The 25,145-nt window shown below is 62.9% G+C and carries 25 protein-coding genes; 16 read left to right on the forward strand and 9 right to left on the reverse strand.

The features are described 5' to 3' along the window. Positions 1-140 precede the first annotated feature (140 nt). Positions 141-1,025, forward strand: a complete 885-nt coding sequence (locus HF916_RS39380) for a LysR family transcriptional regulator (protein ID WP_168794119.1) — start codon at positions 141-143, stop codon at positions 1,023-1,025. 162 nt (positions 1,026-1,187) lie between these two features. Then, a complete protein-coding gene (locus tag HF916_RS39385; RefSeq protein WP_168794120.1) occupies positions 1,188-2,165 on the forward strand; it encodes a PDR/VanB family oxidoreductase in 978 nt (325 codons plus the stop codon). A 49-nt stretch (positions 2,166-2,214) separates the two neighbouring features. On the opposite strand, the gene catC is transcribed toward HF916_RS39385, so the two are convergent. The 3 genes from catC to HF916_RS39400 all read right to left on the reverse strand — a co-directional run bounded on the left by catC (position 2,215) and on the right by HF916_RS39400 (position 4,775). After that, complete coding sequence (gene catC, locus HF916_RS39390) at positions 2,215-2,505, reverse strand: muconolactone Delta-isomerase (RefSeq protein ID WP_168794121.1); 291 nt, start codon at positions 2,503-2,505, stop codon at positions 2,215-2,217. A gap of 140 nt (positions 2,506-2,645) precedes the next feature. Next, the gene (catA, locus tag HF916_RS39395) at positions 2,646-3,554 is read right to left on the reverse strand and encodes a catechol 1,2-dioxygenase (protein WP_168794122.1); all 909 of its coding nucleotides are present in this window, start codon (positions 3,552-3,554) and stop codon (positions 2,646-2,648) included. A 63-nt stretch (positions 3,555-3,617) separates the two neighbouring features. Next, positions 3,618-4,775 carry a muconate/chloromuconate family cycloisomerase gene (locus HF916_RS39400; protein ID WP_168794123.1) on the reverse strand — a complete coding sequence of 386 codons (1,158 nt, stop codon included), beginning with the start codon at positions 4,773-4,775 and terminating at the stop codon, positions 3,618-3,620. Between the two features lie 103 nt (positions 4,776-4,878). Between HF916_RS39400 and HF916_RS39405 the strand changes: the two genes are divergently transcribed. Continuing rightward, a complete protein-coding gene (locus HF916_RS39405) occupies positions 4,879-5,766 on the forward strand; it encodes a LysR family transcriptional regulator (RefSeq protein WP_168794124.1) in 888 nt (295 codons plus the stop codon). Between the two features lie 17 nt (positions 5,767-5,783). On the opposite strand, the gene HF916_RS39410 is transcribed toward HF916_RS39405, so the two are convergent. Next, a complete protein-coding gene (locus HF916_RS39410; protein WP_134455941.1) occupies positions 5,784-6,704 on the reverse strand; it encodes a LysR family transcriptional regulator in 921 nt (306 codons plus the stop codon). Positions 6,705-6,809: 105 nt separating this feature from the next. On the opposite strand from HF916_RS39410, the gene HF916_RS39415 reads away from it, so the two are divergent. Genes HF916_RS39415 through HF916_RS39430 form a run of 4 tightly spaced genes read left to right on the forward strand, consistent with a single transcriptional unit; the run spans position 6,810 to position 10,362 of the window. Next, positions 6,810-8,093, forward strand: coding sequence for an aromatic ring-hydroxylating oxygenase subunit alpha (locus HF916_RS39415; protein ID WP_168794125.1), 1,284 nt, complete (start codon positions 6,810-6,812; stop codon positions 8,091-8,093). Beyond that, positions 8,090-8,590 (forward strand): aromatic-ring-hydroxylating dioxygenase subunit beta, encoded by a 501-nt coding sequence (locus HF916_RS39420; protein WP_168794126.1) that lies wholly within the window; start codon positions 8,090-8,092, stop codon positions 8,588-8,590. Before HF916_RS39415 ends, HF916_RS39420 begins: the two co-directional genes overlap by 4 nt. A gap of 31 nt (positions 8,591-8,621) precedes the next feature. After that, positions 8,622-9,005 (forward strand): tautomerase family protein, encoded by a 384-nt coding sequence (locus tag HF916_RS39425; protein WP_168794127.1) that lies wholly within the window; start codon positions 8,622-8,624, stop codon positions 9,003-9,005. Between the two features lie 40 nt (positions 9,006-9,045). Then, entirely contained in the window at positions 9,046-10,362 is a 1,317-nt protein-coding gene (locus HF916_RS39430; protein ID WP_168794128.1) for an MFS transporter, read from the forward strand. 10 nt (positions 10,363-10,372) lie between these two features. On the opposite strand, the gene HF916_RS39435 is transcribed toward HF916_RS39430, so the two are convergent. After that, entirely contained in the window at positions 10,373-11,881 is a 1,509-nt protein-coding gene (locus HF916_RS39435) for a PAS domain-containing sensor histidine kinase (protein ID WP_168794129.1), read from the reverse strand. A gap of 238 nt (positions 11,882-12,119) precedes the next feature. On the opposite strand from HF916_RS39435, the gene HF916_RS39440 reads away from it, so the two are divergent. The 5 genes from HF916_RS39440 to HF916_RS39460 all read left to right on the forward strand — a co-directional run bounded on the left by HF916_RS39440 (position 12,120) and on the right by HF916_RS39460 (position 16,189). After that, entirely contained in the window at positions 12,120-13,289 is a 1,170-nt protein-coding gene (locus HF916_RS39440; RefSeq protein ID WP_240975696.1) for an acyl-CoA dehydrogenase family protein, read from the forward strand. Between the two features lie 56 nt (positions 13,290-13,345). Beyond that, positions 13,346-13,723, forward strand: a complete 378-nt coding sequence (locus tag HF916_RS39445; protein ID WP_168794131.1) for a hypothetical protein — start codon at positions 13,346-13,348, stop codon at positions 13,721-13,723. 20 nt (positions 13,724-13,743) lie between these two features. Beyond that, complete coding sequence (locus HF916_RS39450) at positions 13,744-14,259, forward strand: nuclear transport factor 2 family protein (protein ID WP_168794132.1); 516 nt, start codon at positions 13,744-13,746, stop codon at positions 14,257-14,259. Further along, positions 14,256-15,380 carry an amidase gene (locus HF916_RS39455; protein WP_168794133.1) on the forward strand — a complete coding sequence of 375 codons (1,125 nt, stop codon included), beginning with the start codon at positions 14,256-14,258 and terminating at the stop codon, positions 15,378-15,380. The genes HF916_RS39450 and HF916_RS39455 overlap by 4 nt, the downstream gene beginning before the upstream one ends. A 65-nt stretch (positions 15,381-15,445) precedes the next feature. Continuing rightward, complete coding sequence (locus tag HF916_RS39460) at positions 15,446-16,189, forward strand: SDR family NAD(P)-dependent oxidoreductase (RefSeq protein WP_168794134.1); 744 nt, start codon at positions 15,446-15,448, stop codon at positions 16,187-16,189. 39 nt (positions 16,190-16,228) lie between these two features. Here HF916_RS39460 and HF916_RS39465 read toward each other — a convergent pair whose 3' ends face one another. Further along, on the reverse strand, positions 16,229-16,891 hold the full coding sequence (locus HF916_RS39465) for a response regulator transcription factor (protein ID WP_168794135.1): 663 nt from the start codon (positions 16,889-16,891) through the stop codon (positions 16,229-16,231). Between the two features lie 258 nt (positions 16,892-17,149). Between HF916_RS39465 and hpaC the strand changes: the two genes are divergently transcribed. Continuing rightward, a complete protein-coding gene (hpaC, locus tag HF916_RS39470) occupies positions 17,150-17,689 on the forward strand; it encodes a 4-hydroxyphenylacetate 3-monooxygenase, reductase component (RefSeq protein ID WP_168794136.1) in 540 nt (179 codons plus the stop codon). A gap of 25 nt (positions 17,690-17,714) precedes the next feature. Here hpaC and HF916_RS39475 read toward each other — a convergent pair whose 3' ends face one another. Further along, entirely contained in the window at positions 17,715-18,647 is a 933-nt protein-coding gene (locus HF916_RS39475) for a LysR substrate-binding domain-containing protein (RefSeq protein WP_168794137.1), read from the reverse strand. 319 nt (positions 18,648-18,966) lie between these two features. Between HF916_RS39475 and HF916_RS39480 the strand changes: the two genes are divergently transcribed. The 3 genes from HF916_RS39480 to HF916_RS39490 all read left to right on the forward strand — a co-directional run bounded on the left by HF916_RS39480 (position 18,967) and on the right by HF916_RS39490 (position 23,132). Then, the gene (locus HF916_RS39480; protein ID WP_168794138.1) at positions 18,967-20,289 is read left to right on the forward strand and encodes an MFS transporter; all 1,323 of its coding nucleotides are present in this window, start codon (positions 18,967-18,969) and stop codon (positions 20,287-20,289) included. A 45-nt stretch (positions 20,290-20,334) separates the two neighbouring features. Then, positions 20,335-21,798 (forward strand): amidase family protein, encoded by a 1,464-nt coding sequence (locus HF916_RS39485; protein ID WP_168794139.1) that lies wholly within the window; start codon positions 20,335-20,337, stop codon positions 21,796-21,798. Positions 21,799-21,929: 131 nt separating this feature from the next. Further along, a complete protein-coding gene (locus tag HF916_RS39490; protein ID WP_168794140.1) occupies positions 21,930-23,132 on the forward strand; it encodes a porin in 1,203 nt (400 codons plus the stop codon). Positions 23,133-23,685: 553 nt separating this feature from the next. On the opposite strand, the gene HF916_RS39495 is transcribed toward HF916_RS39490, so the two are convergent. Further along, positions 23,686-24,048 (reverse strand): hypothetical protein, encoded by a 363-nt coding sequence (locus HF916_RS39495; protein WP_168794141.1) that lies wholly within the window; start codon positions 24,046-24,048, stop codon positions 23,686-23,688. Continuing rightward, positions 24,045-25,139 (reverse strand): ImpA family type VI secretion system protein, encoded by a 1,095-nt coding sequence (locus HF916_RS39500; protein ID WP_168794142.1) that lies wholly within the window; start codon positions 25,137-25,139, stop codon positions 24,045-24,047. Before HF916_RS39500 ends, HF916_RS39495 begins: the two co-directional genes overlap by 4 nt. Positions 25,140-25,145: the final 6 nt, after the last annotated feature.

Consider the following 25,145-nt stretch of genomic DNA (forward strand, 5'->3'; position numbering starts at 1 on the left):
TCGTTATTGAAGTGATGTCGGCAATTTTCAATCGCCGCAAGGCCGGCCACAATGCGTAAGATACTTACTGTGACTTAGGCTGGGGCTAAGGCTGTGACCCTTGCTAATCCCACCGGCTTCCACATAACGATCCGTCTTCCATGCGCTTCGACCTCATCGACCTCCGCCTGTTTCTGCATATCCTCGAAACCGGCAGCATCACCCACGGCGCCGCGAGCGCGAATATGTCGCTGCCGTCGGCGAGCGCGCGGTTGCGCGGCATGGAAGACGCGCTCGGCATGCCGCTGCTCGAACGCGGCCGCCGCGGCGTCGAATCCACGCCGACCGGTGACACGCTCGCGCATCACGCGCGGCTCGTGCTTGGGCAAATCGAACGCATGCAGGGCGAACTGGGCGAGCATCAGGAAGGCCGCAAAGCCTGCATACGGCTGTGGACCAACACGGCGGGCATCACCGAGTTCCTGCCCTCCGCGATCGGCCTGTTTCTGCGCGATCACCCCAACGTGCAGATCGACCTGAAGGAGCGCCAAAGCAGCGAAACGGTCAAGGCGGTGCTGACCGGCGCGGCTGAAATCGGCATCATCTCCGATGCGGTCGAACACGGCGCGTTGCAGACCTTCCCCTTCGCCATCGACAAACTGGTGCTGATCACGAGCCGCGACGATGCGCTCGCCGCACTCCGGCGCACGACGCTCGCGGAAGTGGCGGATCGGGAATTCATCGGGCTGAGCGCGGACAGCGCGTTACAGGCCTACCTCGGCGAGCGCGCGCTGCTGGCCGGCCAGCCGCTCAGCTTCCGCACCCACGTGCGGACGTTCGACGCCATCTGCTGCATGGTCGAACAAGGCGCGGGCGTCGGTATCGTGCCGGCCACGGCGGCGAAGCGCTATCGCGGCACGCCCGGCATCCGCACGATCGAGATGACCGATAGCTGGGCCGCGCGCCAGTTGCTGATCTGCATGCGCGATCTGAACGCGATGCCGCGGCCGGAAAAGGCGCTGGTCCGGCATCTGGCCGGGATTTGAATTTTCCTTTTGGAATGTCTGCGCCGCAGTATTATCAGTCCAGTTTATCCAACTGACTATTTTTAATCGATTTGCCTGATTTAGCGCGGTTTCTTATCCTTGACGCACAACCGCATGCGACTCGATGCATGCGCCGTCCGCCACCTTTTTGCCGGCAAGATCATGGAAAGAACCACCTTTAATGTGCGCGTCGATAGCGTCCGCGACGAAGCCCATGGCGTGCGCTCGTTCAGCGTCTCGCGTCTGGACGGGCAACCGTTCGATCACTACGAACCTGGCGCGCACATCGACGTGACCGGCCCATCCGGCGTCACGCGGCAATATTCGTTGTGCGGCGACCCGGACCACCGGGACGCGCATCTGTTCGCCGTGAAGCGCGAAGACACGTCACGCGGCGGCTCGCGTTCGTTGCATGACGACGTCACGGTCGGCAGCGAATTGACCATCGGCGCGCCACGCAATCTGTTCCAGCTCGCGCCGGGCGCCGAAGAACATATTCTGATTGCCGCGGGTATCGGTGTGACACCGCTCCTGAGCATGGCGTACCGTCTGCTCAAGCAGAAACAACGCTTCGTGTTGCACTATTTCGCGCGCAGCGCGGAGCACGCGGCGTTTTTGCCGCTGCTCGCACGCGCGCCGTTCAGTGATTATGTGAAGCTCCACTTCGGCGTCGCACGCGATGGGCTCGATGCGGTGCTCGGCGATTGTCTCGCGAATGCGCGCGAAGGCACGCACGTTTATACCTGCGGGCCGGCGCCTTTCATGGAACGTGTGGTGGCGGTTGGCGAAACGCGTCTCGCGTCTGAAGCGATTCATCTCGAACGCTTTGCCGCTGAACCGGCTTCGACCACGAGCGCCGAATCGGCCGCGCTAGATACCTTCGACGTTCAGATCGCAAGCAGCGGCGCGACCGTGCGCGTGGACAAGAACACGACTATCGTCGCGGCGCTGGCGTCGATCGGCATCGAAGTAGATACGTCGTGCGGCGAAGGTGTGTGCGGCACGTGCATGGTCGACGTGGTGAGCGGGACGCCCGAGCATCGTGACCATTGCCTGAGCAAAGCGGAACGCGCGAGCGGCAAGGTGATCTGCTGCTGCATCTCGCGCGCCGCGTCGCCGGTTCTGGTGCTGGATCTATAAAGCCTCAACAAGGTGCTGCATTCGCAGCACCTTTCACAAGCGCCTCTTCTTACCGGTCGTCGTCGCGAATCGACGACGCATGCCGGCACAGCGCGCGCACTTCGACATCCATGTACGGAAACAGCGGCAACTGGCTCAGCACGTCGTGGAGATGCGCGGGGCTCTCCACGTCGAACACGCTGATATTCGCGTAGCGGCCGGCAATGCGCCACAGATGCCGCCACACGCCCTCCTGTTGCAGCCTTTGCGACATCGCTTTCTCATCGGCCTTCAGGCGCGCAGCACGTTCGGCATCCATATCGGCCGGCAGGCGGACGGTCATCTCAACGTGAAACAGCATGCTTGCTCTCCTCTCTGATCGGTGACAAAAAAGCCCTGGCGGCCCGGCCAATCGCGCCGCGCAACCAGGGCCGACAGATTCGTGCGATACGTCCGGGCGTTTTCTCTGGAACGCCCGGCGTCAGCCCTGCGAAAGCGGCATCAGGCTTCGGCGCGCAGACGCTCCACTTCGGCGCCCGGCAGATCGTCACGTTCCTTGAACAGCGTGAAGTCGAAATCGATCAGCGCGAAATTGCCGTCCACGCCATACGGTTTGCCTTCGGCGCCCTCAGCCTGCTTGACCGCCGGCACGAGGCCGTCGCGCGTGGCGAAGGCGAAGTCGTCCCACAGATACGGATCGCCGTCGATGTTGATCTGCGTGGTCAGCTTGCGAAACCCCGGCGCGGAAACGAAGAAGTGAATATGCGCCGGACGATGTCCGTGACGGCCGAGTTGATCGAGCAACAGTTGCGTCTGGCCTTGCGGCGGCACGCTATAGCCGACCGGCACGACGCTATGGAAGCTGTATTTGCCTTCTGCGTCGGTACGGATCGAGCGGCGCAGATTGAAGGCCGGTTGCGATTTGTCGAAGTACGAATAGTTGCCGAGATGGTTCGCGTGCCACACTTCGACGAGCGCATGCGCGAGCGGCTTGCCGTCTTCGCCGAGTACACGGCCGCGCATGATCAGCGTCTGGCCCGGATCGGTGCCGTCGTCCAGGCGCGCATGGCCGTCGGAGACCGGCGCGCCGGCCACGTACAACGGACCTTCGATCGTGCGCGGCGTGCCGCCTTCGATACCGGCCTTCGCCTCCGCTTCATCCAGACGCAGATCGAGAAAATGCTCGAAACCCAGGCCCGCGGCCAGCAGACCGAGTTCGCCGCTCTTGCCGGCGTCGCCGAGATAATTCAGCGCGGTCCAGAATTCGGCGGGCTGCACGTCGAGATCTTCGATCGTATAGAACAGATCCTGCACGATCCGGTTGACGATCTGCTTGGTGCGCGGATTGCCTTCGCTGGTGGCGCTGTCGTTGATTTTATTGAGCAGCGCGTCGATAGCTTGTTTGTTCACGGGGTATCTCCTTCGATTGATGTTCTGGATGGCTAACGGATGAGCCTTCAGTGCTTCGATGCTTCAGTTCGTGGTGACGCTGGCGCCTTTGCGCGTATCGCGCCGCAGGCGGTCGATCTTGTCCCAGTCGAGCGAGATGCCAAGACCCGGACCTTGAGGCAGCTGCAGCGCGAAATTCTCGTAGCGCAGCGGTTCGGTGAGAATCTCTTCGGTCAGCAGCAAGGGGCCGAACAGTTCCGTGCCCCACTTCAACTCGCCAAAGGTGCTGAAGAGTTGCGCGGAAGCGATCGTGCCCACCGCGCCTTCGAGCATCGTGCCGCCGTACAGGTCGATATTCGCGGCCGACGCGATGGCCGCCACGTGCGCGGCGCCCACGAGTCCGCCCGATTGCGCGATCTTCACGGCGAACACATCGGCGGCGCGCGCGCTGGCGACGGCGAACGCATCGGCCGGGCCGTGCAGCGCTTCGTCGGCCATGATCGGCACCAGCGCGAGGTCGGTCAGGCGCTTGAGGCCCGCACGGTTTTCCGCGGCGATGGGTTGCTCAATCAGCGTCACGCCCGCCTCGGCGAAACGCCGCGCGGCCCAGATCGCGTCCGATTCGCTCCACGCCTGATTCACGTCGACGCGCACTTCGCCGCGTCCTTCCACGGCTTTCTGGATCGCGACGACATGCGCCACGTCCTCGGCCACGGCGCGCGTGCCGATCTTCAGCTTGAACACGCGATGACGCTTCGTCTCGTACACCTGCTCGGCTTCGTCGATATCGCGCTGCGTGTCGCCGCTCGCGAGCGTCCACGCCACGTCCACGGACTCGCGCACACGGCCGCCGAACAACTCCGACAGCGGCACGCCGAGGCGCTGTGCCTGCGCATCGAACAACGCCGTTTCCAGCGCGGACTTCGCAAAGCGGTTGCCCTGAAACAGTTCGCGCAGTTTCGCCATCGCGGCGCCCGGACGCGTCGCGTCCAACCCTTTGAGCAACGGCGCGAAATAGGTGTCGATATTGACCTTGATACTTTCCGGGCTTTCCTCGCCGTAAGCGAGACCACCGATCGTGGTGCCCTCGCCCACGCCGACCACCCCGTCGGCGCAACGGATGCGCACCAGCACGAGCGTCTGGCAGTTCATCGTTGCGACCGAGAGGCGGTGCGGACGGATCGTCGGTACGTCGACGAGAATCGTCTCCACGCTCTCGATCTTCACGGGTGTTGCTATCATTCGTTGCCCTCCTGAACTGCTTAACCGGGAGCCCCAATAGTAGAAACAACCCGCGAAGCAGTCCAACACCGATTCCGACTACTTCCATACCGTAGGGGTATGCATGGAACTTCGCCAACTCCGCTATTTCATCGCGGTCGCCGAAGAAATGAACATCACGCGGGCCGCCCATCGCCTGCACATGACGCAGCCGCCGCTCAGCCGCCAGATCCAGCAGATCGAGGAAAGCGTCGGCCTGGCGCTGTTCGAGCGCGGCGCGCGGCCGCTGCGGCTGACCGAAGCCGGGCGGATTTTCTATACACAGGCCAAACGCCTCGTCGACGAAGCGGACGAACTCGCCCCGCTCACGCGGCGCCTGGCACAACTGGCCGAGCGCGTCGTGATCGGCTTCGTGCCGTCGACGTTATATGGCGCACTGCCCGCCGTGATCCGCGCGTTTCGCGAGGCTGCACCGCATATCGAACTGTCGCTGATCGAAATGTTTACGATCGAACAGCTCGCGGCGCTCAAGGGCGGCCGTATCGACGTGGGCTTCGGCCGCCTGCGTTTCGACGACGCGCAGCTCGCGCGTGAAGTTCTTCTGGAAGAAAGAATGATCGCCGCCTTGCCGCAAGACCATCCGCTAGCCCGGCAGAAGAAGCCGCTGACGCTGGCGGCGCTCGCGCAGGAAACCTTGATCGTCTACCCGAGCACGCCGCGCCCGAGCTATGCCGACCAGCAGCTATCGGCTATGCACGATCATGCGTTGGAGCCGAAGGCGATTCATGAAGTGCGCGAATTGCAGACCGCTTTAGGTCTGGTCGCGGCGCAAGTGGGCGTGTGTCTCGTGCCGGAAAGCGTGGAAGGTTTGCGCGCGCACGGCGTAGTGTATCGGCCAATTCCGGCGGCCAACGTCGCTTCGCCGATCATCATGAGCCGCCGTTTGCAGGACGAATCGCCGACCACCACGTTGCTGTGTTCGATCGCGCGAGACCTGTTCAAAAAGACCTGAGAGCCTTTGCCTCGTTTTTACTTCTCGTCGAAGCGCCTTACGATATCCGCCATCAGGTTGCGCAGCCACACGTTGCCCTCGTCCTGATCGAAGTGCTCGTGCCAGTGCATCGTGACCGCCGCGATCGGCAAGGTCACGGGCAACTCGTAAATCTGAAAACCGCCGTCGCGATTAAAAATGTGCGCGAGACGCCGAGGTAGCGTGGCGAACAGATCCGTGACGGCCAGCACGCTCGGCAAGGCCACGAAATGCGGTAGTTCCAGCGCGATATGACGCCCGACGCCTTGCGTGCGGAATTCGTCGTCGAGCGCGTGGTGGCTGTGCTCGACCGACGTGATCTGCACGTGCGACGCATCCAGAAACGCCTTCAAACTCAGTTCTTTCGTGCGCGGCAAGCCGCGGCGCTTCCTCGTCATACACACATACGTCTCTTCGAACAGCGCCTGATGCCGCGTGCGCGCGGTCAACGTGGGCAGATTGCCAATGGCGAAATCGAGCCGGCTCGCGCGCAGTGCGTCTTCCATTTCCTCGACCGGCAGCGGCTCGATACGCAGCCTCACGCGCGGCGCCTGCCGGTGCAACGCCTCGCAAATCGGCGGCAGATAGGCCAATTCGCCCGCGTCCGACAGTGACAGCCGGAACGTGCGCGTGCTCACCGCCGGGTCGAAATGCTCCGCGTAACGCAGCGCCTCGCGCACGGTGTCGAGCGCGCGGGACACGATAGTCGACAGTTCCAGCGCGATCGGCGTGGGCTGCATGCCGGCGCGCGTGCGGATGAAGAGCGGATCGTCGAACAGCGTGCGCAAACGCCCCAGCGAATAGCTGATAGCGGGCTGCGACAGCGCCAGCCGCTCGCCCGCGCGAGTCAGGCTGCGTTCTTCGACGATCGCCTGAAAAACGCGCAGCAAATTGAGGTCGACGTGGTCCAGCGAGTTCATCGAGATATCCATGTGGTTGATCTTACATTTCATTTTAGATCAATTTGACGCATATCAGTGGTTGGGCGAGACTTTGCTTCATCGACCACCCCACTTACACAAGCCATGAGCGAATCCTCATATCAGACCGTCGACACGAGCGCGCTGTATCAGCGCGCGCAGTCCGACCGCGTGGCCCCGTCGCTGTATTACGACCCGGCTGTCTTCGAAGCGGAACTCGAGCGCATTTTCTACAAGACCTGGATCTGGGTCGCGCACGAAAGCGAACTGCCGAATCCAGGCGACTTCCGCACCACCACGATCGGCCGTCAACCGGTGATCGTGGTGCGCGACAAGAGCGGCGCGGTCAACGTCCTGCAGAACCGCTGCCGTCATCGCGGCGCGACCGTCTGCGAACAGCACAAGGGCAACGCGAAAGGCTTCACGTGTCCGTATCACAGCTGGACCTACGGCCTCGACGGCGCGTTGCGCGCGCTGCCGTACGGCGACGGTTATGAAGGCGTGATCGACAAGACCGACCTGCCGCTCGCCAGTCTGCGCGTGGGCATTTATCAAGGCCTGATCTTCGCGAGCTTCAATCAGGAGATCGAGCCGCTGGAAGATTTCCTCGGCGGCGCCAAGCCGTGGATCGATCTGTTCATGAAGCAAGGCGCCGGCTATCCGATCAAGGCCAACGGCGAGCATCGTTTCCGCTTCAATGGCAACTGGAAGATCCAGCTCGAAAACACCACCGACCTGTATCACTTTCCGGTGGTCCACAAGTCGTGGATGAAATCGATCGACGACGAAACCGCCGCCGCGATCACGAGCTTCATGACGAGCGACCAAGCCTTCTGCCGCTCGCTCGGCAACGGCCACAGCCTCGCCGTGCTGGTGCCGGAAATCGTCGATCTAGATAAGGACGACGGCGCGCCGATTCCCGAGCGCTTCGAAGAACTTGCCGCCTCGCTCGCCAAGGATCACACGCCGGAGGAAGTGCGCCGCATCGTGCGCTCGCTGATGGGCGTCGGCTTCAACCTGAATCTGTTTCCAAACCTCGCGCTGTCGATGGCATTTTTCCGCGTACTGCGGCCCATTTCCGCGAACGAGACCGAGATCCGTCACGTCGCCCTCGCCATGGACGGCGGCCCCGAGGAAGCGAACCGCGTACGCCTGCGCATCCATGAACACTTCCAGGGCCCGTTCGGTTTCGGCAGCCCGGACGACGCCGAAGCGTGGGAGCGCGTGCAGCGCGGCTCGCAGGCCGGCCCCGATCTGCCGATTCTCGTCAACCGTGGCTTGAATCGCGAAAGCACCGCGCCGAACGGCGAAAAGACCGCGCACGCCACCGACGAAACCGGCATGCGCGAAGCGTACGCGCAATGGCGCACGATGATGGAGCAAGCATGATGGACGACAGGAACACGCTGTTTTCGCAAAAGACATTCGCCGGCGCAATCGAACTCATCTGGCGCGAAGCCGAACTTTTGGACCGCAAGGACTATCGCGAGTGGCTCACGCTGTGGGACCCGACGGGCTTCTACGTGGTGCCGATCGACCACGACACCACCGACTTCGCCGCCACGCTGAACTACGCGTACGACGATCAGGACATGCGCGAAAAACGCGTGCAACGCATGACGTCCGGCTATTCGGCCTCGGCTTCCGACGCCGCCCGCACCGTACGCACCGTGTCGCGCTTCACGCTCACGAGCGACGCCAGCGATGAAGTCACCGTGAATTCGGCGCAGGTCATCGTCGCGTACAAACGCGGCAAGTCGACGCTGTTCGCCGCGGACCTCACGCATCGCATCAGTTTCGCGAGCGGCGAGCCGCGCATCGTGCAGAAGGTGATCCGCCTGATCGATTCGACCGAAGCGTTGAGCGCGATCGGCTTCCTGCTCTGATCTTCTAGCCTTTGAAACCGCGAGCGCAGCGATGCCTACATTAGAAGTTTATTTGCCGGAAGGCCAGGCGCCGGCGCGTAAGGCGCAATTGATCGCGGGTCTTACGAAGGCCACCGTAGCGGCAATCCGCGCGCCCGCTGAATCGGTGCGGATTCTGTTGAGTGAATTGCCGTCGCACGATTTCGGTTTGGGCGGCGTGAGCAACGCGAATGTTCGAGCGCCGCTTCTGACCATCGTGGCGGTCCTGATCGCGGGCCGCACGCCCGCGCAGAAGGAAGCCCTGATCGCCGCGCTCAGCCAGACCGGCGCGGACGTACTCGACACGCCGCTTGCCGCCGCCCGCGTGATGATCAAGGACATTCCGAATACCGATTTCGGCATCGGCGGCCAGACTGCGAAATCACTAGGGCGCTAGCGCCTTTCCTTTTAGCTAACGCGAACCAACGGGCACGCAGATGCAAAACGACACGTTTTCTCCCACGGCCGGATCGCCACTTGTATCCGCAGCACCGGCGACCTCGCGGACCTTGCGGCGGATCATCATCGCCTCCGTGCTCGGCAATGCGCTCGAGTGGTACGACTTTTTTCTGTACGGCACGGCCGCCGCGCTGATCTTCGGACCGCTGTTTTTCCCGATGCACGGCGATCCGCTACTTGGCACGCTGGCCGCTTTCGCGGGCTTCGCGATCGGTTTCCTCGCGCGGCCGCTGGGCGGTATCGTGTTCGGCCATATCGGCGACCGGCACGGCCGCAAGCGCGCGCTCGTCATCACGCTGATGATGATGGGCGTGGCCACCTTCGGCATCGGCCTGCTGCCCACGTTCTCGCAAGTCGGCTTTCTTGCGCCTGCCGCGCTCGTCTGTCTGCGGGTCGTACAAGGCATCGCGTCAGGCGGCGAATGGGGCGGCGGCGTGCTGCTGATCAGCGAGAGCGCGCCGGCCAATCGTCGCGGCTACTATGCGGCGTTCAGCCAGTTGGGCGTGGCGGGTGGCTTCGTGTTGTCGGCGGCCGCGTTTTATCTGGTGCAGCGCTTGCCGGTCGAAAGCTTCATGTCGTGGGGCTGGCGCGTGCCGTTTCTGGCCAGCGTGCTGATCTTCGGCGTCGGCGTGTACATTCGCCGGCGCTTGCCGGAGAGCCGCGACTTCACCGCCGCCAAACCGAAGCACATGCCTGTGCTGACGGTGCTGCGCAATCATCCGAAGCAGGTCTTGCAAGCGATGGGATTGCGCGTCGCCGAAAACGGCGGGACGTATATCTTTCTTTCGTTCGTGCTGGTGTATGGCAAGACGATCGGCGTGCCGGTTTCGGTGATGCTCGGCGGCGTGATGGTCGCCATGTTGCTCGAACTCGTGACGATCGTGTTGTGGGGCCGTCTATCGGATGTGATCGGACGGCGACCGGTGTATATGATCGGCGCGCTCGGGCTGGTGGTGATCGCGTTTCCCGCGTTCTGGCTGATCGATACGCATCAGCCAATGCTCGTGTTTCTGTCGCTCGTGCTCGGCCTGCCGTTCTGCCACGCGGCCATGATCGGCACACAACCCGCGTTGATGGGCGAACTGTTCCCCACTGAAGTGCGTTACTCGGGCATGGCGCTCGGTCACGAAATCGCTTCGGTCTTTTCCGGCGGACTCGCGCCGCTCGTCGCCACCGCGTTGTATGCGAAAGTGCGCGCGCCGTGGCCAGTCGCGCTGATGCTGATCGGCTTTGGCGTGATCACCGCGCTCACGCTCGTGACGATTCCCCGCAACACCAGCACCACGCATGATTGATCTGTTGCAATCAACCGGCCGGCGCGGCGACGAGTGGCAGCGAGAAGCTGCATTCGAGCCCGCCGTGCTGCGCTGGTTTCGCCCAGATCTCGCCGCCGTGTCGCGTGACGATGTTCTTGCACAGCGAGAGCCCAATGCCGTTGCCGCCCGCCTTCGACGAAGAGAAGCCGTCGAACAGCCGGCCGTGTGCATCGGCGGGAACGCCTGGGCCGTTGTCGATGACCTGGGCGATCGCGTATTTGCCGCGCAAGTGCGTGACGAGGCGAAGCTCGCGGCGCGGCGGCGTCGCGTTTTCGTTTGCCCGTTCGTTTACCCCTTCTCCCAGCGCTTCGATCGCGTTGAAGGCCAGATTCAACACCACCTGACCGATCAACACGCGCTCGACATACACCGGCAGCGGCTGCGGCGCCTGCTCGATCGTGAGCGTCACGCCCGCCTCGCGCGCGCGCAATTCGATGAAGTACGCAACGTCCGCGAGCACCTCGCGCAGATCCGCATGCGTCTCGCTCGGCTCGCGCTTGACGATGTAATCGCGCACACTCTTGATGATCAACGCCGCATGCTCAGCCTGACGATCGGCGCTGCGCAAACCCCATACGGCGTCGTCGATCGAAGCGGGTTGCGCGAGCCGCCGGATTGCGCCTTCGATGAAGTTGCGCACGGCGGCAAGCGGCTGGCTCAGTTCATGAGCGATCGCAGTCGCCATTTCCCCCATCGCGTTGTAGCGTCCCGCGTATTCAAGCAGACGCGCTTCGTTGCGTCGCGCTTCTTCGATGGCGACTTCGTCCGTCACGTCGCGAAAGTGCAGCAGCCGACCGTTGAGGTCGTTCTCGATCTCGATGCGCCGGCAGGTGATGCGCAACCAGCCCGGCGTGCCGTCGCGGCGCGTGACGTGATAACGCTGCGGCGCCGACGGTTGAATCCGCGGCGCGCTCGCGAGCTGTTCCAGCAGACGCTCGCGGTCCGGCTCGCTGCAATAGTCGAGCACGTCTCCTACCGGCGCGCCCTCTTCCAGGCCGAGCACGCGCCGGCCAGATTCGCTGACGAACTCCACTTCGCCCGTGGGCGTCAGTACCGCGACGCCTTCGCCGAGATCCTGCATGAATTCGCGCAGCCGCGATTCGTAACGACGCAGCGTTTGCTTGAGCGTGTCTTCGACGCTGATATCGCGGAACTGCACCATCACCACCGCGCGCTCGCGCAGCGGCACGTATGTGGCAATTGCCTCGGACAACATGTCGGCCCCGGTGCGCGAGCGGTAACACCACTCGTACACCTGCGGGCCTTCGGTGATCGCCCGGTCCATCGCGCCGACGCCGATCTCGCGACGGTACTTTGGCACCGGACGCGTCATATCTTTCGCCTTGAGCGGCAACAATTCGGCGAGCGTAAAGCCGAGCGCCTCGCAGGCCGCGCGATTGGCCCACACGATCGCCTTGGTTTCGGCGTCGTGCAGCAGCACGCACAGCGTGAGCGCGTCGAGCAGGCGGTGGAAGTCTTCTTCGGCGGGGAAATTCATCGGGCAGTACGGCACACAGGTTCGATCACGTATGGGCAGAAACATAACACCAGTGCGCGTGTTACGCGCCTGAAGATTTCTTTAGACGACCCCGGAGCACTACCTAAAACTGCGCCCCGCGCCCCAATTGAAGCGTTCTTTTTGCATTTCTAGACTGGTCTGAAGCTGCACGGCTCATCGTTTCGAGTCCAACTTGCCGCAAATTCAAGTCAATAACGAATCAAGGAGAAGCCCCACCATGTCCGACACCGCCGCCGTTGTTGCCGATCAATCGAGCACGTCGAACACCGCCCGCCTGCCGCTCGACGAAGTGATCGCCGAGATCGCCGCGCGCCGCGATGAGTTCGACCGCCTCTCGCATGTGCCGCGCGACGTGATCGCCAAACTCAAGCGTGCGGGTGTGTATCGCGCGGCCACGCCACGGCGTTTCGGTGGCGACGCGCTGGCGCCGGCCCTGTTTCTCGACATGATCGAGCGCATCGCGGTCGCGGATGGATCGGCGGCGTGGGTCGCGAGCTTCGGCTCGGCCAATGTCTACCTGGCGGCGCTGCCCTTGCATACACAAGCAGAAATCTACGCCGACGGCCCCGACCAGGTGTTCGCGGGCGGACTCTTCCCGGTGCAGCCGGCACAGCCCGCTGAAGGCGGCTGGCGCGTGAACGGCACGTGGAAATTCGCGAGCGGCTGCAAGGGCGCGGACTGGCTCGGTGTAGGCATCGGCGTGGGCGCTCCAGGCGCGGGCGGCAAACCGCGCACCGCCGTGTTCCGTCCGCATCAGGTGGAGATCGTCGAGAACTGGGACGTGGTCGGCATGCAGGGCACCGGCAGTCACGATCTGCGCGTCTCCGACCAGTTCGTTGCAGACGACTGGACCTTCGTGCGCGGCGGCGAACCCTGCGTGGACGAACCGCTGTATCGCTACCCGACCATCGCTTATGCCGCGCAGGTGCTCGCCGTGGTCAACCTCGGCCTCGCGCGCGCCGCGCTCGATGTCGCGAACCATATGGCCGGCGGCCGCAAGACCACGACCGGCGCGCCGCAACTCGCCGACCGCGCGTACTACCGCATCGAACTCGCAAAAGCCGAGGCGCAATTGCGCTCGGCCCGCGCATTCTTCTACGACACCACTAACCAGGTCTGGCAATCGATTCTCGCCGGCAATGCCGTCACAGCGGATCAGGTGAGCCTGCTGCGTCTCTCGGCGACGCAGATCGCCCGCGAAGGCGCCGACGTCGTGCAGCGCGCTTACCGGCTCGGTGGCACGATGGCGATTTATCGCTCGCATCCGCTGCAACGCCTGATGCGTGACTCGATGGTCGTGACCCAGCACGCGTTTCTCGGCGAAGGCAACTATGACGGCGCCGGTGCCGTATTCGTAGGCGTACCGCCGATTCCGGGCTACCTGTAAGCCACTTTACGATTGATCACCCTCTGAACGATTACGATTGCAAGGAGCAACACCTCATGTCCGATACCTCAACGCAGCCGCTGCGTGTTCTGTTCTGCTGCGGCGTCACGCAGAATTTCTTCGACCTGCCGCGCGAGCAAATCGGCGAAGTCTGGCAGGCCTACGGCAAGATGCTGGCCGCGATCGAGTCGATGGAAGGCGTCAAAGTGCTCGGCATCATGGACGACGACCGCCTCACCGTGGGCCATGCCGACAACTCGCCGTGGACCTTCTATATCATGGCGGACGTGCGCGATTTCGACACGACTGTCGCCGTGTGCAATCTGTATCGCACCACGCCTGTGGGCGAATACAACCTGTGGCGCTACGGCAAGATTGAAGCGCGTGTCGGACGCGCGCTGCAAGTGCCGCCGCAACATGCCAACGCCGCTTGAGCGTAACGGAGCGGAATGCAATGAACGCCAACCAGGATACGCTTGCCACGTTGACCGAACGGCTCGCCGCGCTCGAAGCCGAATCAGCGGTGCGCCGCACGATGGCGCGCTATATGGCGCTATGCGACGTGCCGTCGGGCGCGCTCGAAGGCGAAACCCTCGCGGCCCTCTTCTCCGCCGATGCGATCTGGGAAGGCATCGGCTCACTGTACGCCAACAAGTTCGGCCGCCTGGCGGGCCACGCTGAAATTCTCGCGATGCTCACGCGCTACCTGCCGCCCTCACCGCATTTCTCGGTGAACGTGCACTTCCTCACGTCGGAAACCATCGACGTGCAGGGCGCGAGCGCGAAAGGCCGCTGGATCATGCTGCAGGCCTCGGGCTATGTCGATGCGCCAGCCGAATTGATCTCGGCGCGCCTCGAAGTGGATTTCGCGCCTGCCGATAACGGCCGCGACTGGCTCATCACGCACTTTCGCACGGAGCGCCTGTTCGACGCACCGTGGCAGGTCAATGCAAGGAAACCGCACCCATGAACGAGTTTATCCAGACGCTGTCGATAGGCGGCACCGGTCCAAGTATCGCGATCAAAGACACGATCGATATCGCCGGTTACGCCACCACCGCCGCGAGCCGCGCGCTCGCCGATACGCCGCCCGCGCAACAGCATGCTGAAGTTGTCGAACGTTTGCTCGCGGCCGGTTGGCACATCGTCGGCAAGGCAAACATGCATGAACTGGCGTTCGGCATGACCGGCATCAACGACTTCACCGGCACGCCGCAGAATCCGCAAGATGCTGCGCGCATTCCGGGCGGATCGTCGAGCGGATCGGCGGCGGCGGTCGGACTGAAACTCGCCGACGCCGCGCTCGGCACCGACACCGGCGGCTCGATTCGCGGACCCGCCGCATGCTGCGGCGTGATCGGTTTGAAGCCCACCTTCGGGCGCGTGTCGCGGCTCGGCGTGGCGCCGCGAGAATCCACGCTCGATTGTGTCGGCCCGTTTGCCCGTGACATGCGCATGCTCGTTGCCGCGATGCAGGCCATCACCGCTAACTTCGACGCGAACGCCGCGCGCGCATGGCAAGGCGCGTGCAAGATCGGCATCGTGCAGGCCGAGGCCGCGACCGAGATCCTCGAAGCCGTGACACGCGCGGCCGACAAGGCAGCTTGTGCCGCGCATACGCTGCCGCTCGCCGGCCTCGCCGCCGCCTTCGACGCGGGCCTCGCCGTCATCAACGTCGAGACTTCGCGCGCGTTCGGCCATCTGGTGGCAAGCGGCAAACTCGGCGCGGATCTCGACGCGCGCCTGCGCGCTGCGGCCAACACCACCGCCGCGCAACTCGACGCGGCGGAACAGGTGCGCCGCGACTTCACCGCGGCAGTCGACCACGCTTTGGACAACGTCGACGTCCTGATTCTGCCCACCTTGCCCGCCCTGCCGATCACACTCGACGAAGCTCGCAGCGGCACGTCGGTGATCGCGATGTCGTCGCTGATCCGGCCGTTCAATCTGAGCGGCCATCCCGCGCTGAGTTTGCCGTTACCGATCGACGGCTCGCCGCTCAAGGCAGGTATGCAGATCGTCGGACGCAAGGGTCAGGATGAGCAGGTGTGTGCGATCGCGGCGCGTTTCGAAGCCGCCCTCGCGGCTTGATTCGCTTGAGCCATGCCTCGGGCCGCTCGAACAGCGGCTGTTTTTTCGAAGTGGAGTGGATGCAAATGCAGAAAAGAGTCGTTCTTGTCACCGGCGCCGCGCGCGGCTTGGGCGCCGCGATCGCCACGCGCTTTCATGCAGGGGGTTACGCGGTCGCCATCGGCGATATCGCATTCGATGCCGCAGAAGCGCTCGCGCGCGATCTGAGCGCCGACGGTTCCACCGCGTTCGCGCTGAATCTCGACGTCACCGCGAAAGACGCTTTCACTGCGGCGCGCGACGCGATACTACAACGCTGGGGGCATATCGACGCATTGGTGAATAACGCGGGTGCCTCCAAAGTCGTCTCCGTGATGGAGATTACCGCTGAGCAATTCGATCAGGTTATCAACGTCAACTTGCGCAGCGTGCTGTTCGGCTGCCAGGTGTTCGGCCAGCATTTCGCCGACGCGGGCGCGGGCCGTATCGTCAATATCGCGTCGCTGGCGGGACAAAACGGTGGCTCGGCCACCGGCGCGCACTATGCTGCCGCGAAAGGCGGTGTGATCACGCTCACCAAAGTCTTCGCGCGCGATCTCGGCGCGGCGGGCGTGACCGTGAACGCCATTTCGCCTGGACCGATGGATCTGCCGATCGTGCATGAAAGCGTCGCCCCTGACAAACTGAAGGCGGTGATCGCGAACATTCCGGCGGGACGTCTAGGCTCAGCGGATTATGTCGCCGATGTCGCCGTGATGCTTGCAGCGGAAAACGCCTACTTCGCAAACGGCGCGTGCTGGGATGTGAACGGCGGACTGTTCATGCGCTGATGCGAACGCGGATACGCGGGAACACCACAGCGGCATGCATCAACGCTGCATGCCGCCCGTGTTTGCATCCTGATCCCACACCGCCATCACCTCGCGTACCAGCATCGCGATCGAGGCTGCGCCGAGCTTGTCCTTGATGCTCGCGCGATGCACGTCGACGGTCTTCACGCTGATCGACAAATCGCTGGCAATGCGCTTGCTGCCTTTGCCGTCGATCACGCCGCGCAGCACTTCTTTTTCACGCGCGGTCAGCGACTCGATTCGTTTGCGCAGTTCGCGGTGCTTCTGGCCGGCCGCATGACGAAGCGCCGCGAGCTTCAACGCGCTTTGCACGCGGTCGAGCATTTGCTGCGAGTTATACGGTTTCTCGACAAAATCGATCGCGCCGTTTTGCAACGCACGCACCGACATCGGAATATCGCCGTGGCCGCTGACAAAAATGATCGGCAACGTGACGCCCTGGCGATTCAATTCCGCTTGCACGTCGAAGCCGCTTTGCTCCGGCATCCGCACGTCGAGCACGAGACAGGCTGGCACGTCCGCATTGAATGCGCCGAGAAACTCTCTCGCATTGGCGAAACCCGCCGACTTCACGCCAACCGATTCGAGCAGCCAGGCGAGCGACGTGCGCATGCCGCTGTCGTCGTCGACGATGTAGACGATCGGTGCGAGGGGCGCGGCGGACGGCGAAGGCTGGGACATGGTGGTCGTTTTAGATGCGATTCGAAGCGTCATAGCGGGTCCATCATAACCAGCGGAAAAAGCGCTGCAAAGCGATAGTTACCCTGAAACGGCGATTAACCGCGTCCGTATGCCCGGCGCTCGGCGACCTATTGGGGAAAGCTTTAGGCGGACTGGGAAACACGCCTGTCCGCTCACCGCTCGCGCGGATTTTTTTCTGCACGGCGATTGAGTACGCTTGAATCCAATCGCTCGACACTTGCCCGAGGAATCCAAACGATGACGCCGACCCAACACGCGACTCCCGACGCCGAAGCTCACATCGACGTCAAACAGCAATTCCGTCAAGCCATGGCGCACCTCAGCGCCGCTGTGAACGTCATCACGACAGCCGGCCCGCATGGACGTTGCGGCGTGACCGCGAGCGCCGTGTGCTCCGTCACCGATACGCCGCCTACGCTGCTCGTCTGCCTGAACCGGTCGAGCGCGATGCACGCGACCTTCCAGAGCAACCGGCATGTTTGTGTCAACGTGCTGCCTGGCGAGCACGAACTGCTCGCACGCCACTTCGCGGGCATGACCCAGGTGCCGATGGAAGAACGCTTCGGCTGGCCGATCTGGGATGAAGGCTCACACGGCGTACCGGTCTTGCGAGATGCGCTGACCAGCCTGCAAGGCGAGATCGTCGACCTGAAGGAAGTCGGTTCGCACTCGGTGATGTTCGTGAAGACCACACGCATCAGCGTGCGAAGCGATGGCGATGGGCTGATCTACTTCGATCGCAACTTCCATCGCATCAAACGCGTCGGATCGCATTGATCCATGGCGGCGGCACGCGGATCGCTCAAACCACGTCCGCGCGATCGGTGTCGAACTGGAAAAGCGGCGCTGACGCGACAGCTTCGACGAAACAGTCGATCAGATAATCGCAGGCCGACGTATTCAATGCGTCGCGCCGCGAGATGATCCCCACCGACACGCGCGGCAACGCTTCACGCACCGGCACCGAGACGATGCGCTCGCGAATCCAGTCGGTCTCCAGAAAACTCTTCGGGCAGCACGAGAGAAGATTGCTGTTGACCGACAGCGAAAAGCTCGCGCTGAACGAGCTGCACTCCACTACCACGCGCGGCGCAGTCGCCCCATGCTGCACGAAAAAATCCTGCAACGACTGGCCGATGCTTTCGGGTGTCGTGTTCAGCATCCAGTCAGCGCCCTCCAGATCCGCGATCGACTGCGCGTTCGCCAACGGATGCCCCTTGCGCGCCGAGATAATCAGTTCGCCGTCGAGCAATGAACGAAACATGAACTCCGGCGCGAGCTTCTTTTCATCGACGATCGCAATGACGAAATCCAACGAGCCATCACGCAGCCGCGCAAGGGCGGCGGTCAGAAAACCCTCCTGAACCGAGAGCCGCGTCTTCGGCATGCGCTGCCGGAACGTATGGATCGCGCGCGACAGGTACTTCAACGACACCAGCGGCGTGACCGCGCACGAGACCGTGCCGCCCTCCTGACCGGACAGCATCACCACATCGTCTTTCGCATGCTGCATCTCGGCGAGGATGAGTTTCGCCCGCGCGTAGACGGCCTGACCGTACTGCGTGAGCTGTGCGCCACGCGCGCTGCGCGTCACGAGCGGCACGCCCAATTCCTGTTCGAACTCGCGGATCGCTTTGGTCAACGCGGGCTGGGACAGGCACACCGTCTTGGCCGCAGCTCGGATGCTGCCGTGCTGGGCAATCGCCACTAAAGCGCGCAACTGGTTGTATTTCACGGGCGTGAGCGGTCGATTGAACCGTTAGTGGAAGGGATCACTTTCGAAGCCAAAGCGGCGGCTTAAGGCTTGAACCGATGGTACACCGCGATAAAAGCCCCGGCCATGCTCCCAAATACTCATTGCCCATGCCGCTCACGGCCATCCCGCCGGGCGCGATAACCCTGCGTTATCACAATAAGAAAAAGCAAATCCAGATGGTTTTTTGTTCTCCCTAGACTTTTCATGTCGTCGTCATTGAAGGCGCTGCGCACTCGAAGCGTTCTCGACGTGTCCCTGAAGCATCACGGTTCGATTCACCTCCACAGGAATCCCGTTCATGAAGTCACCGTCACTCAGTTCCTCGCTGCACGATGTCAGTCACAGCGCCACGCACGGCGCTTCGACTCGCGGCTTGATCGTCGCGACGACCATCGGCAACGCATTCGAATTCTTCGATCTCACCGTCTACAGTTTTTTTGCCGTGCTGCTCGGCAAGCTGTTTTTTCCGCTCGCTTCGTCGCAGCAACAGTTGCTGCTCTCGGTCGGCACGTTCGGCATCGGCTTCGTTGCACGACCGCTGGGTGGCGTGCTGTTCGGCGTCCTGGCCGACCGTTTCGGACGCATCGCCGCGATGAATCTCACGCTCGTCACGATGGCGGTCGGCACCGGCCTGATCGGCGTGATGCCGACCTACGCGCAGATCGGCATCGCGGCGCCGCTCGCGATCGTCGCCGCACGCTTGCTGCAAGGCTTCTCCGCAGGCGGTGAAGTGGGCGTGGCCACTACGCTGCTTGCCGAGCGCGCCTCTAGCGCGCGGCGCGGCTTCATCACGAGCTGGCAGTTCGCGAGCCAGGGGGCGGCCGCGCTGGCGGGTTCGCTGGTGGGCTTTCTGCTCTCGCACTACCTCGACAAGGCATCGCTCGAAACCTGGGGTTGGCGCATTCCGTTCCTCGCGGGCATTCTGATCGCACCACTCGGGCTGTATCTGCGCTCGCGTCTGGGCAGCGAAGGTGGCGAAAGCGACGCGCCCGCCGATGCCGCGCGCGACTCCGCCGGCGTGCTGAAGACCGTGATGACACGCGACTGGCGGCTCGTGCTGGTGGCGTTCCTGCTCGTGATCGGCGGCACCTCCGCGCATTTCATCGTGATCTATTACATGTCCACGTATGCGATCAAGGTGCTGCATCTGCCCATGGACGCCGCCTTGTGGTGCGGGATTCTGGCGGGCGCCGTCATGCTGGTGATGTCGCCAGTGGGCGGCATCTGGTCGGATATGTACGGACGCAAACGCGTCACGTTCATCTCGCGCCTGCTGCTGACGCTGCTGATCCTGCCGGGCTTCTATCTGATCGAGCATGCGCCTTCGGCTAGCACGCTTTATCTCGTCGTCTGCGGGCTCGCCGCGCTGCATTCCATCAACGCGGGCGCGAACGGCACCATGCTGCCCGAGATGTTTCCTCGCAGCACGCGCGCCACGGGACTGTCGATCGCGTATGCCGCGGGCGTGTCCATCTTCGGCGGCTTTGCGCAGTTCATCGTGACGTGGCTGATCCAGACCACCGGCAATCCTGCCGCGCCCGCGTGGTACGTGATCGTCTGCGGCGTGTTTTCGCTGATCGCGCTGCTGTTCGTGGTCGACCGCACACGTCAGGATATTTGAGCCGCGACTCACGCGTCATTCACTCATTTTTAACGCGAAATTCTCATGTCAGACACTCTTCATGCCGATGCACCGCTCGCCACGGGCAGCGAACTCTGCGATCTGTCCGCCGTCGCGTTGCTGGATCTACAGCGCAAAAAAACCGTAAGCGCCGCCGAGATACTCGATGCCCATCTCTCTCGTATCGATGCCGTGAACCCGCAGGTCAACGCGCTGGTGACGATCGCCGATGCCTCCACGCTGCGCGCGCGTGCCGCGGAAATCGACGCGCAATGGTCGCGTGGCATCTGGCAAGGTCCGCTGCATGGGTTGCCGGTTTCGCAGAAGGATCTGACCGCGACGCAAGGCGTGCGCACCACGTTCGGCTCGACAATCTTCGAGCATCACGTGCCGCAACACAGTGCGCTGATCGCGCGCCGCTGCGATGCGGCGGGCGCGCTGATGATCGGCAAATCGAACACGCCGGAATTCGGCGCGGGCTCGCACACCTTCAACGAGGTCTTCGGCGTGACGCGCAATCCGTGGGACCTGAGCAAATCGGCGGGCGGCAGCAGCGGCGGCGCGGCGGCGTCGGTGGCGTGCGGCATGAACCCGCTCGCGTGCGGCAGCGACATGGGCGGCTCGCTGCGTAATCCGGCCGCGTGGAATGCGGTGGTCGGCTTGCGTCCGTCGCCGGGACGCGTGCCGCGCGCGCCGGATTTGAACGGCTGGGCCACGCTCGGCGTGGACGGACCCATGGCGCGCGACGTCGCCGACACGGCTCTGCTGTTGAGCGCAATCGCCGGTCCGTCAGGCGAAACCGCGACTGAAATCAACGAGCCTGGTTCACGCTTCGCGCTGCCGTTGCGACGCGACTTTCGCGGCACGCGCATTGCCATGTCGGTGCAGCTTGCAGGTCTCGCCGTCGATCCCGAGATTCAGCGCGCCGTGCACGCGCAGGCCGCCGTGTTCGAGTCCATGGGCTGCGAGGTCGAATTCGCCGACCCCGATCTCGGCGATGCCGAGGACGTGTTCCGCATGGAACGTGCGTGGATGATCGGCAGTCTCGTCGATCGGCTCGATGAGGACGCACGCGCGCAATTGAAGCCGGAGATCGAAGCGGAGTGTCGCCTGCATCGCTCGCTCTCGGCCGCGGATCTGGGCGACATGTTCGTACGTAAGACCGCGCTGTTCGAGCGCATGCGCCGCTTCATGGACAACCACGCGTTCTATGTGCTGCCCGCCACGCAGATGCTGCCTTTCGATGCCGAGTTGCGCTGGCCCAGTGAATTCATGGGCACGCACTACGACTCGTATATCGACTGGATGCGGATCTGCTGGTATCTGTCGTCCACCGAATCGCCAGTGCTGGCGTTGCCGTGCGGCTTCAGCGCGTCCGGCCTGCCGATCGGCCTGCAGATCGCCGGCCGCTTTCGCGACGATTGGGGGCTGCTGCAATTCGGTCACGCCTATGAGGCAGCGGCCTTGCATGGGGCGACGCGGCCGCCATTGATCAGCGGCTCGCGTTAAACGCCCTTTACCTAAGAGGTTCTTCCAGTAGCCGGTTTCCCGCCGGCTGCGTGCAGGCAAGCAACGCGTGGCTCGCGGGAGCGAACACGTCCGTCACTTTTCGCATTTTCTCCACATGAGCGTCAGACCACATGAAAAAAACGCTACTGACAGTATGTCTCGCCGCGACCTTTCCGGCAGCGGTGCACGCACAGAGTGCCGTCACGCTATACGGCATTATCGATGAAGGTTTGAGTTATACGAGCAATGCGGCGACGATCAACAGCAACGGCAGCGTCTCGGGCCACAGCGCGGTGCGTCTGTTAAGCGGTGTGATGCAGCAAAGCCGTTGGGGTTTGCGCGGCTCGGAAGATCTCGGCGGCGGCATGAAGGCGATCTTCATGCTGGAGAATGGCTTCGACGCCAGCACCGGCAAGTTCGGCCAGGGCGGGCTGCTGTTCGGCAAGAAAGCATGGGTGGGATTGTCCAGTGCGTTCGGCACGGTGACGCTCGGGCGGCAATACGATACCAACGTCGATATCCTCGGGCCGTTCGAAGTGGGCGATCAATGGGGCGGCTACATGGCCGCGCATCCGGGCGATCTCGACAACATCAACAACACCAACTCGACGAATAACTCGATCAAGTTCACCAGCAATACGTATGGCGGGTTGACGGTAGAGGCGCTATACAGCCTCGGCGGCATGGCCGGCAATTTCTCACGCAACCGCATCTGGTCGGTGTCCGCTGGTTATGTGAACGGACCGTTGGCTTTGGGGGTGGGATATCTTGACGTCGCCAATCCGAATACGTCTTTCTTCGGCAGCACGGGGAGTCCCGCCGCAACGGTGAATGGCGTGCCGGGGAGCAATATGGTCTCGCCGGTGTACTCGGGCTATGCGTCGGCGAAATCCATGCATGTGATCGGCGCGGGCGCGTCCTATCTTTTCGGCGCGGCGACTTTCGGCGCGACGTATTCGAATACGAGCTTTCGCGATCTCGGGGATTTATCTTCGGGACCGAATCCGGCTGGTTTGAGCGGCAATGCCACGTTGAATAATGCCGAGGTGAATTTCAAGTATCAGATCACGCCGGATTTGCTGTGCGGACTCGCGTATGACTATACGAAGGGAAGTTCGGTGAAGGGCATGACGGGGGCGAGTTATCATCAGTTCGCGTCAGGTATCGATTACTTCTTGTCGAAGCGTACGGATGTTTATCTGATTGGGGTTTATCAGAAGGCGTTGGGGACTGATTCGACGGGGAAAGAGGCGGTTGCCGCGATCAACGGGCCGTCTGCTTCAGCAGATGATAAGCAGGTGGTCGTGCGGGTTGGGATGCGGCATAAGTTTTGAGTTTTCTGCGGGGTGGTGGGTGGGGCGTGGGGCGTGGGGCTTAAAACCGACCCACTGGATGATTGACCACGCGACGGTCGAGTTCGAAGCGCACGTCAGCGCTTCGAAAGGCATGCGCCGCAGCTCGAATGCAACGGCGGAAACCACCACGCCGTATCGCGGCCCGCAGCATTAGTGGATGTGAGTTGCAGACAAGCAGGCCGTGGTACGGGGCGGATTTACGGAGCATTGTGCGGATTTTCAAGAATCTCCCACGACTTTCCGTCAAACCTCGCAAGCATCCGCGATGACAGCGCCCAGAGCACACCACCCTTAGCCTCAATGCCGGTAACGTCGGTGAGATTGTGCTTTTCGCCAATTGCGAGCCGATCGCCGGTCCTCCGGCGAAACCAGCCGCACCTTTGCCGGATTGCCCTTGAACATTTCCCTGACGGCAAAATCCGCGAATCCGGGTGTCTGCGTATCGGCGTGAGCGACGTTCACGGTGAACGCGAACAGCGCCACGCACGCTTGAAGCAGTTTTCGCATCGTGTCAGTACCAGTGATGTTTTTCTCAGAACTTCCGGGCATTGGCTGCCGAGTGGTAGCGGCCCATGATGTAGCGAATCCCTCCCTGGCACTCTTCGACTGCGTTGCCAAAGAACTTTTCGCCGTTCGGATTGAGGCCATACTGGACATGCAGCAACTCGAACAAACCCCGCGCCGTCGACGCCGGATCGTGAGCATTCACAACGCCCGCCGATTCCTGCGCCATGATCCAGAGCAGGTCACTGAATTCGGTCGGTGAAATGCCTTCGAACTCCATCGCTTTGCGCAATGCATCTTGCGACGCGATCGGCACGATCAATGGGTTTTTTGTCACCCAGCCATGCTTGCCAGGCTTCACCTGGCGGTGGACATGCGCATGCCGGTTCATGTTTCGTTGTCCCACTGCACGAGCAACTCGGCTGGAATCGCCAGCACCACCTCCGCATAGCGTTTGCCGACGAACTGTTCCGCGCGCCGCAGCAGTACCGGAATGGGACTGCTCGGCTCATGTTGCTCGAACCACTGGCGAGCGCCCCGGATAAGTTCAAGCGCGGCTTGACGGTCAGCCGGTGTCGCGTCCATGCGGCGATTGACGGCCGCAGTGACAGGCGAATTTTTGCTCTCTTCGCATGCGGACAACGAATCGCCCGACGCGGCAATCCTGCCCTCGTCAATAGCCTGCGGGTTGGCCGCGACGATCTCCACTGGAGCGCTGTTCGATCGCGCCGTTCCGGCCGCCAGATGCCGTAGCAACCGGGTAAGCGCTGACAGGTCCGGAGCGTAGAGGCTCAGGTGTTCGCGGCTCCACGCGTCGATCGCGACGACGCTCGCTAGCGCGTCGTCGAATCCCGTCAAGGCCGCTGGCTGTTGCACGCGTAGATCATCCAGTTGCCGCGTCACCGACTCGGGCGCAAGCGCATCGCTCGGGCGCGGATGAGCAAACGCGCGTTCAACGTCGCGCACCTGGAGGCGTGTCGCCGTCGACTTCGTCAGCGCGATCTCGCGCACGTCCGATAGCAGGCCGTCTGTATCGGTCAGCGTCTGCAACGCATTCGCACGGATTTCCAGCGCCGCATCACGGTCGGCGTCGACGCCCGGCTGCGGGTGAATCCCGTCGGGAAACGCAGCCAGCCACGCCGCGAGTAATCCGGTGCCTTCGGCGAGGCCCGCGGCACCCGCAAGGCGCGTGCGGCATCGCGCAAACAGGACCGCGAGACGCATGTCTTTGCTGCGCATCATCAGGCGCCGGCAGTCGCGATCGACTTCGCTCCAGTTGACCGGCTCCGGAGAACCCACGAAGTCGCCGTACTGCGCCTCAATCCTGGTGGCGACTTTCGCCGAGAGCACCACGAATTCCGGATCGTATTCGAGGTCGGATCCGCAAGGCGCGGTGTCATCCACCGGCGTCATCCAGTCATGAAGCGCTGGGCCCTTGGCCGGCGCGGATTTCTGGGGCGCATGTTTTCTTTTATTGCTCATCCTCTA

The organism is Paraburkholderia aromaticivorans, from assembly GCF_012689525.1.
Lineage (GTDB): Bacteria > Pseudomonadota > Gammaproteobacteria > Burkholderiales > Burkholderiaceae > Paraburkholderia > Paraburkholderia aromaticivorans_A.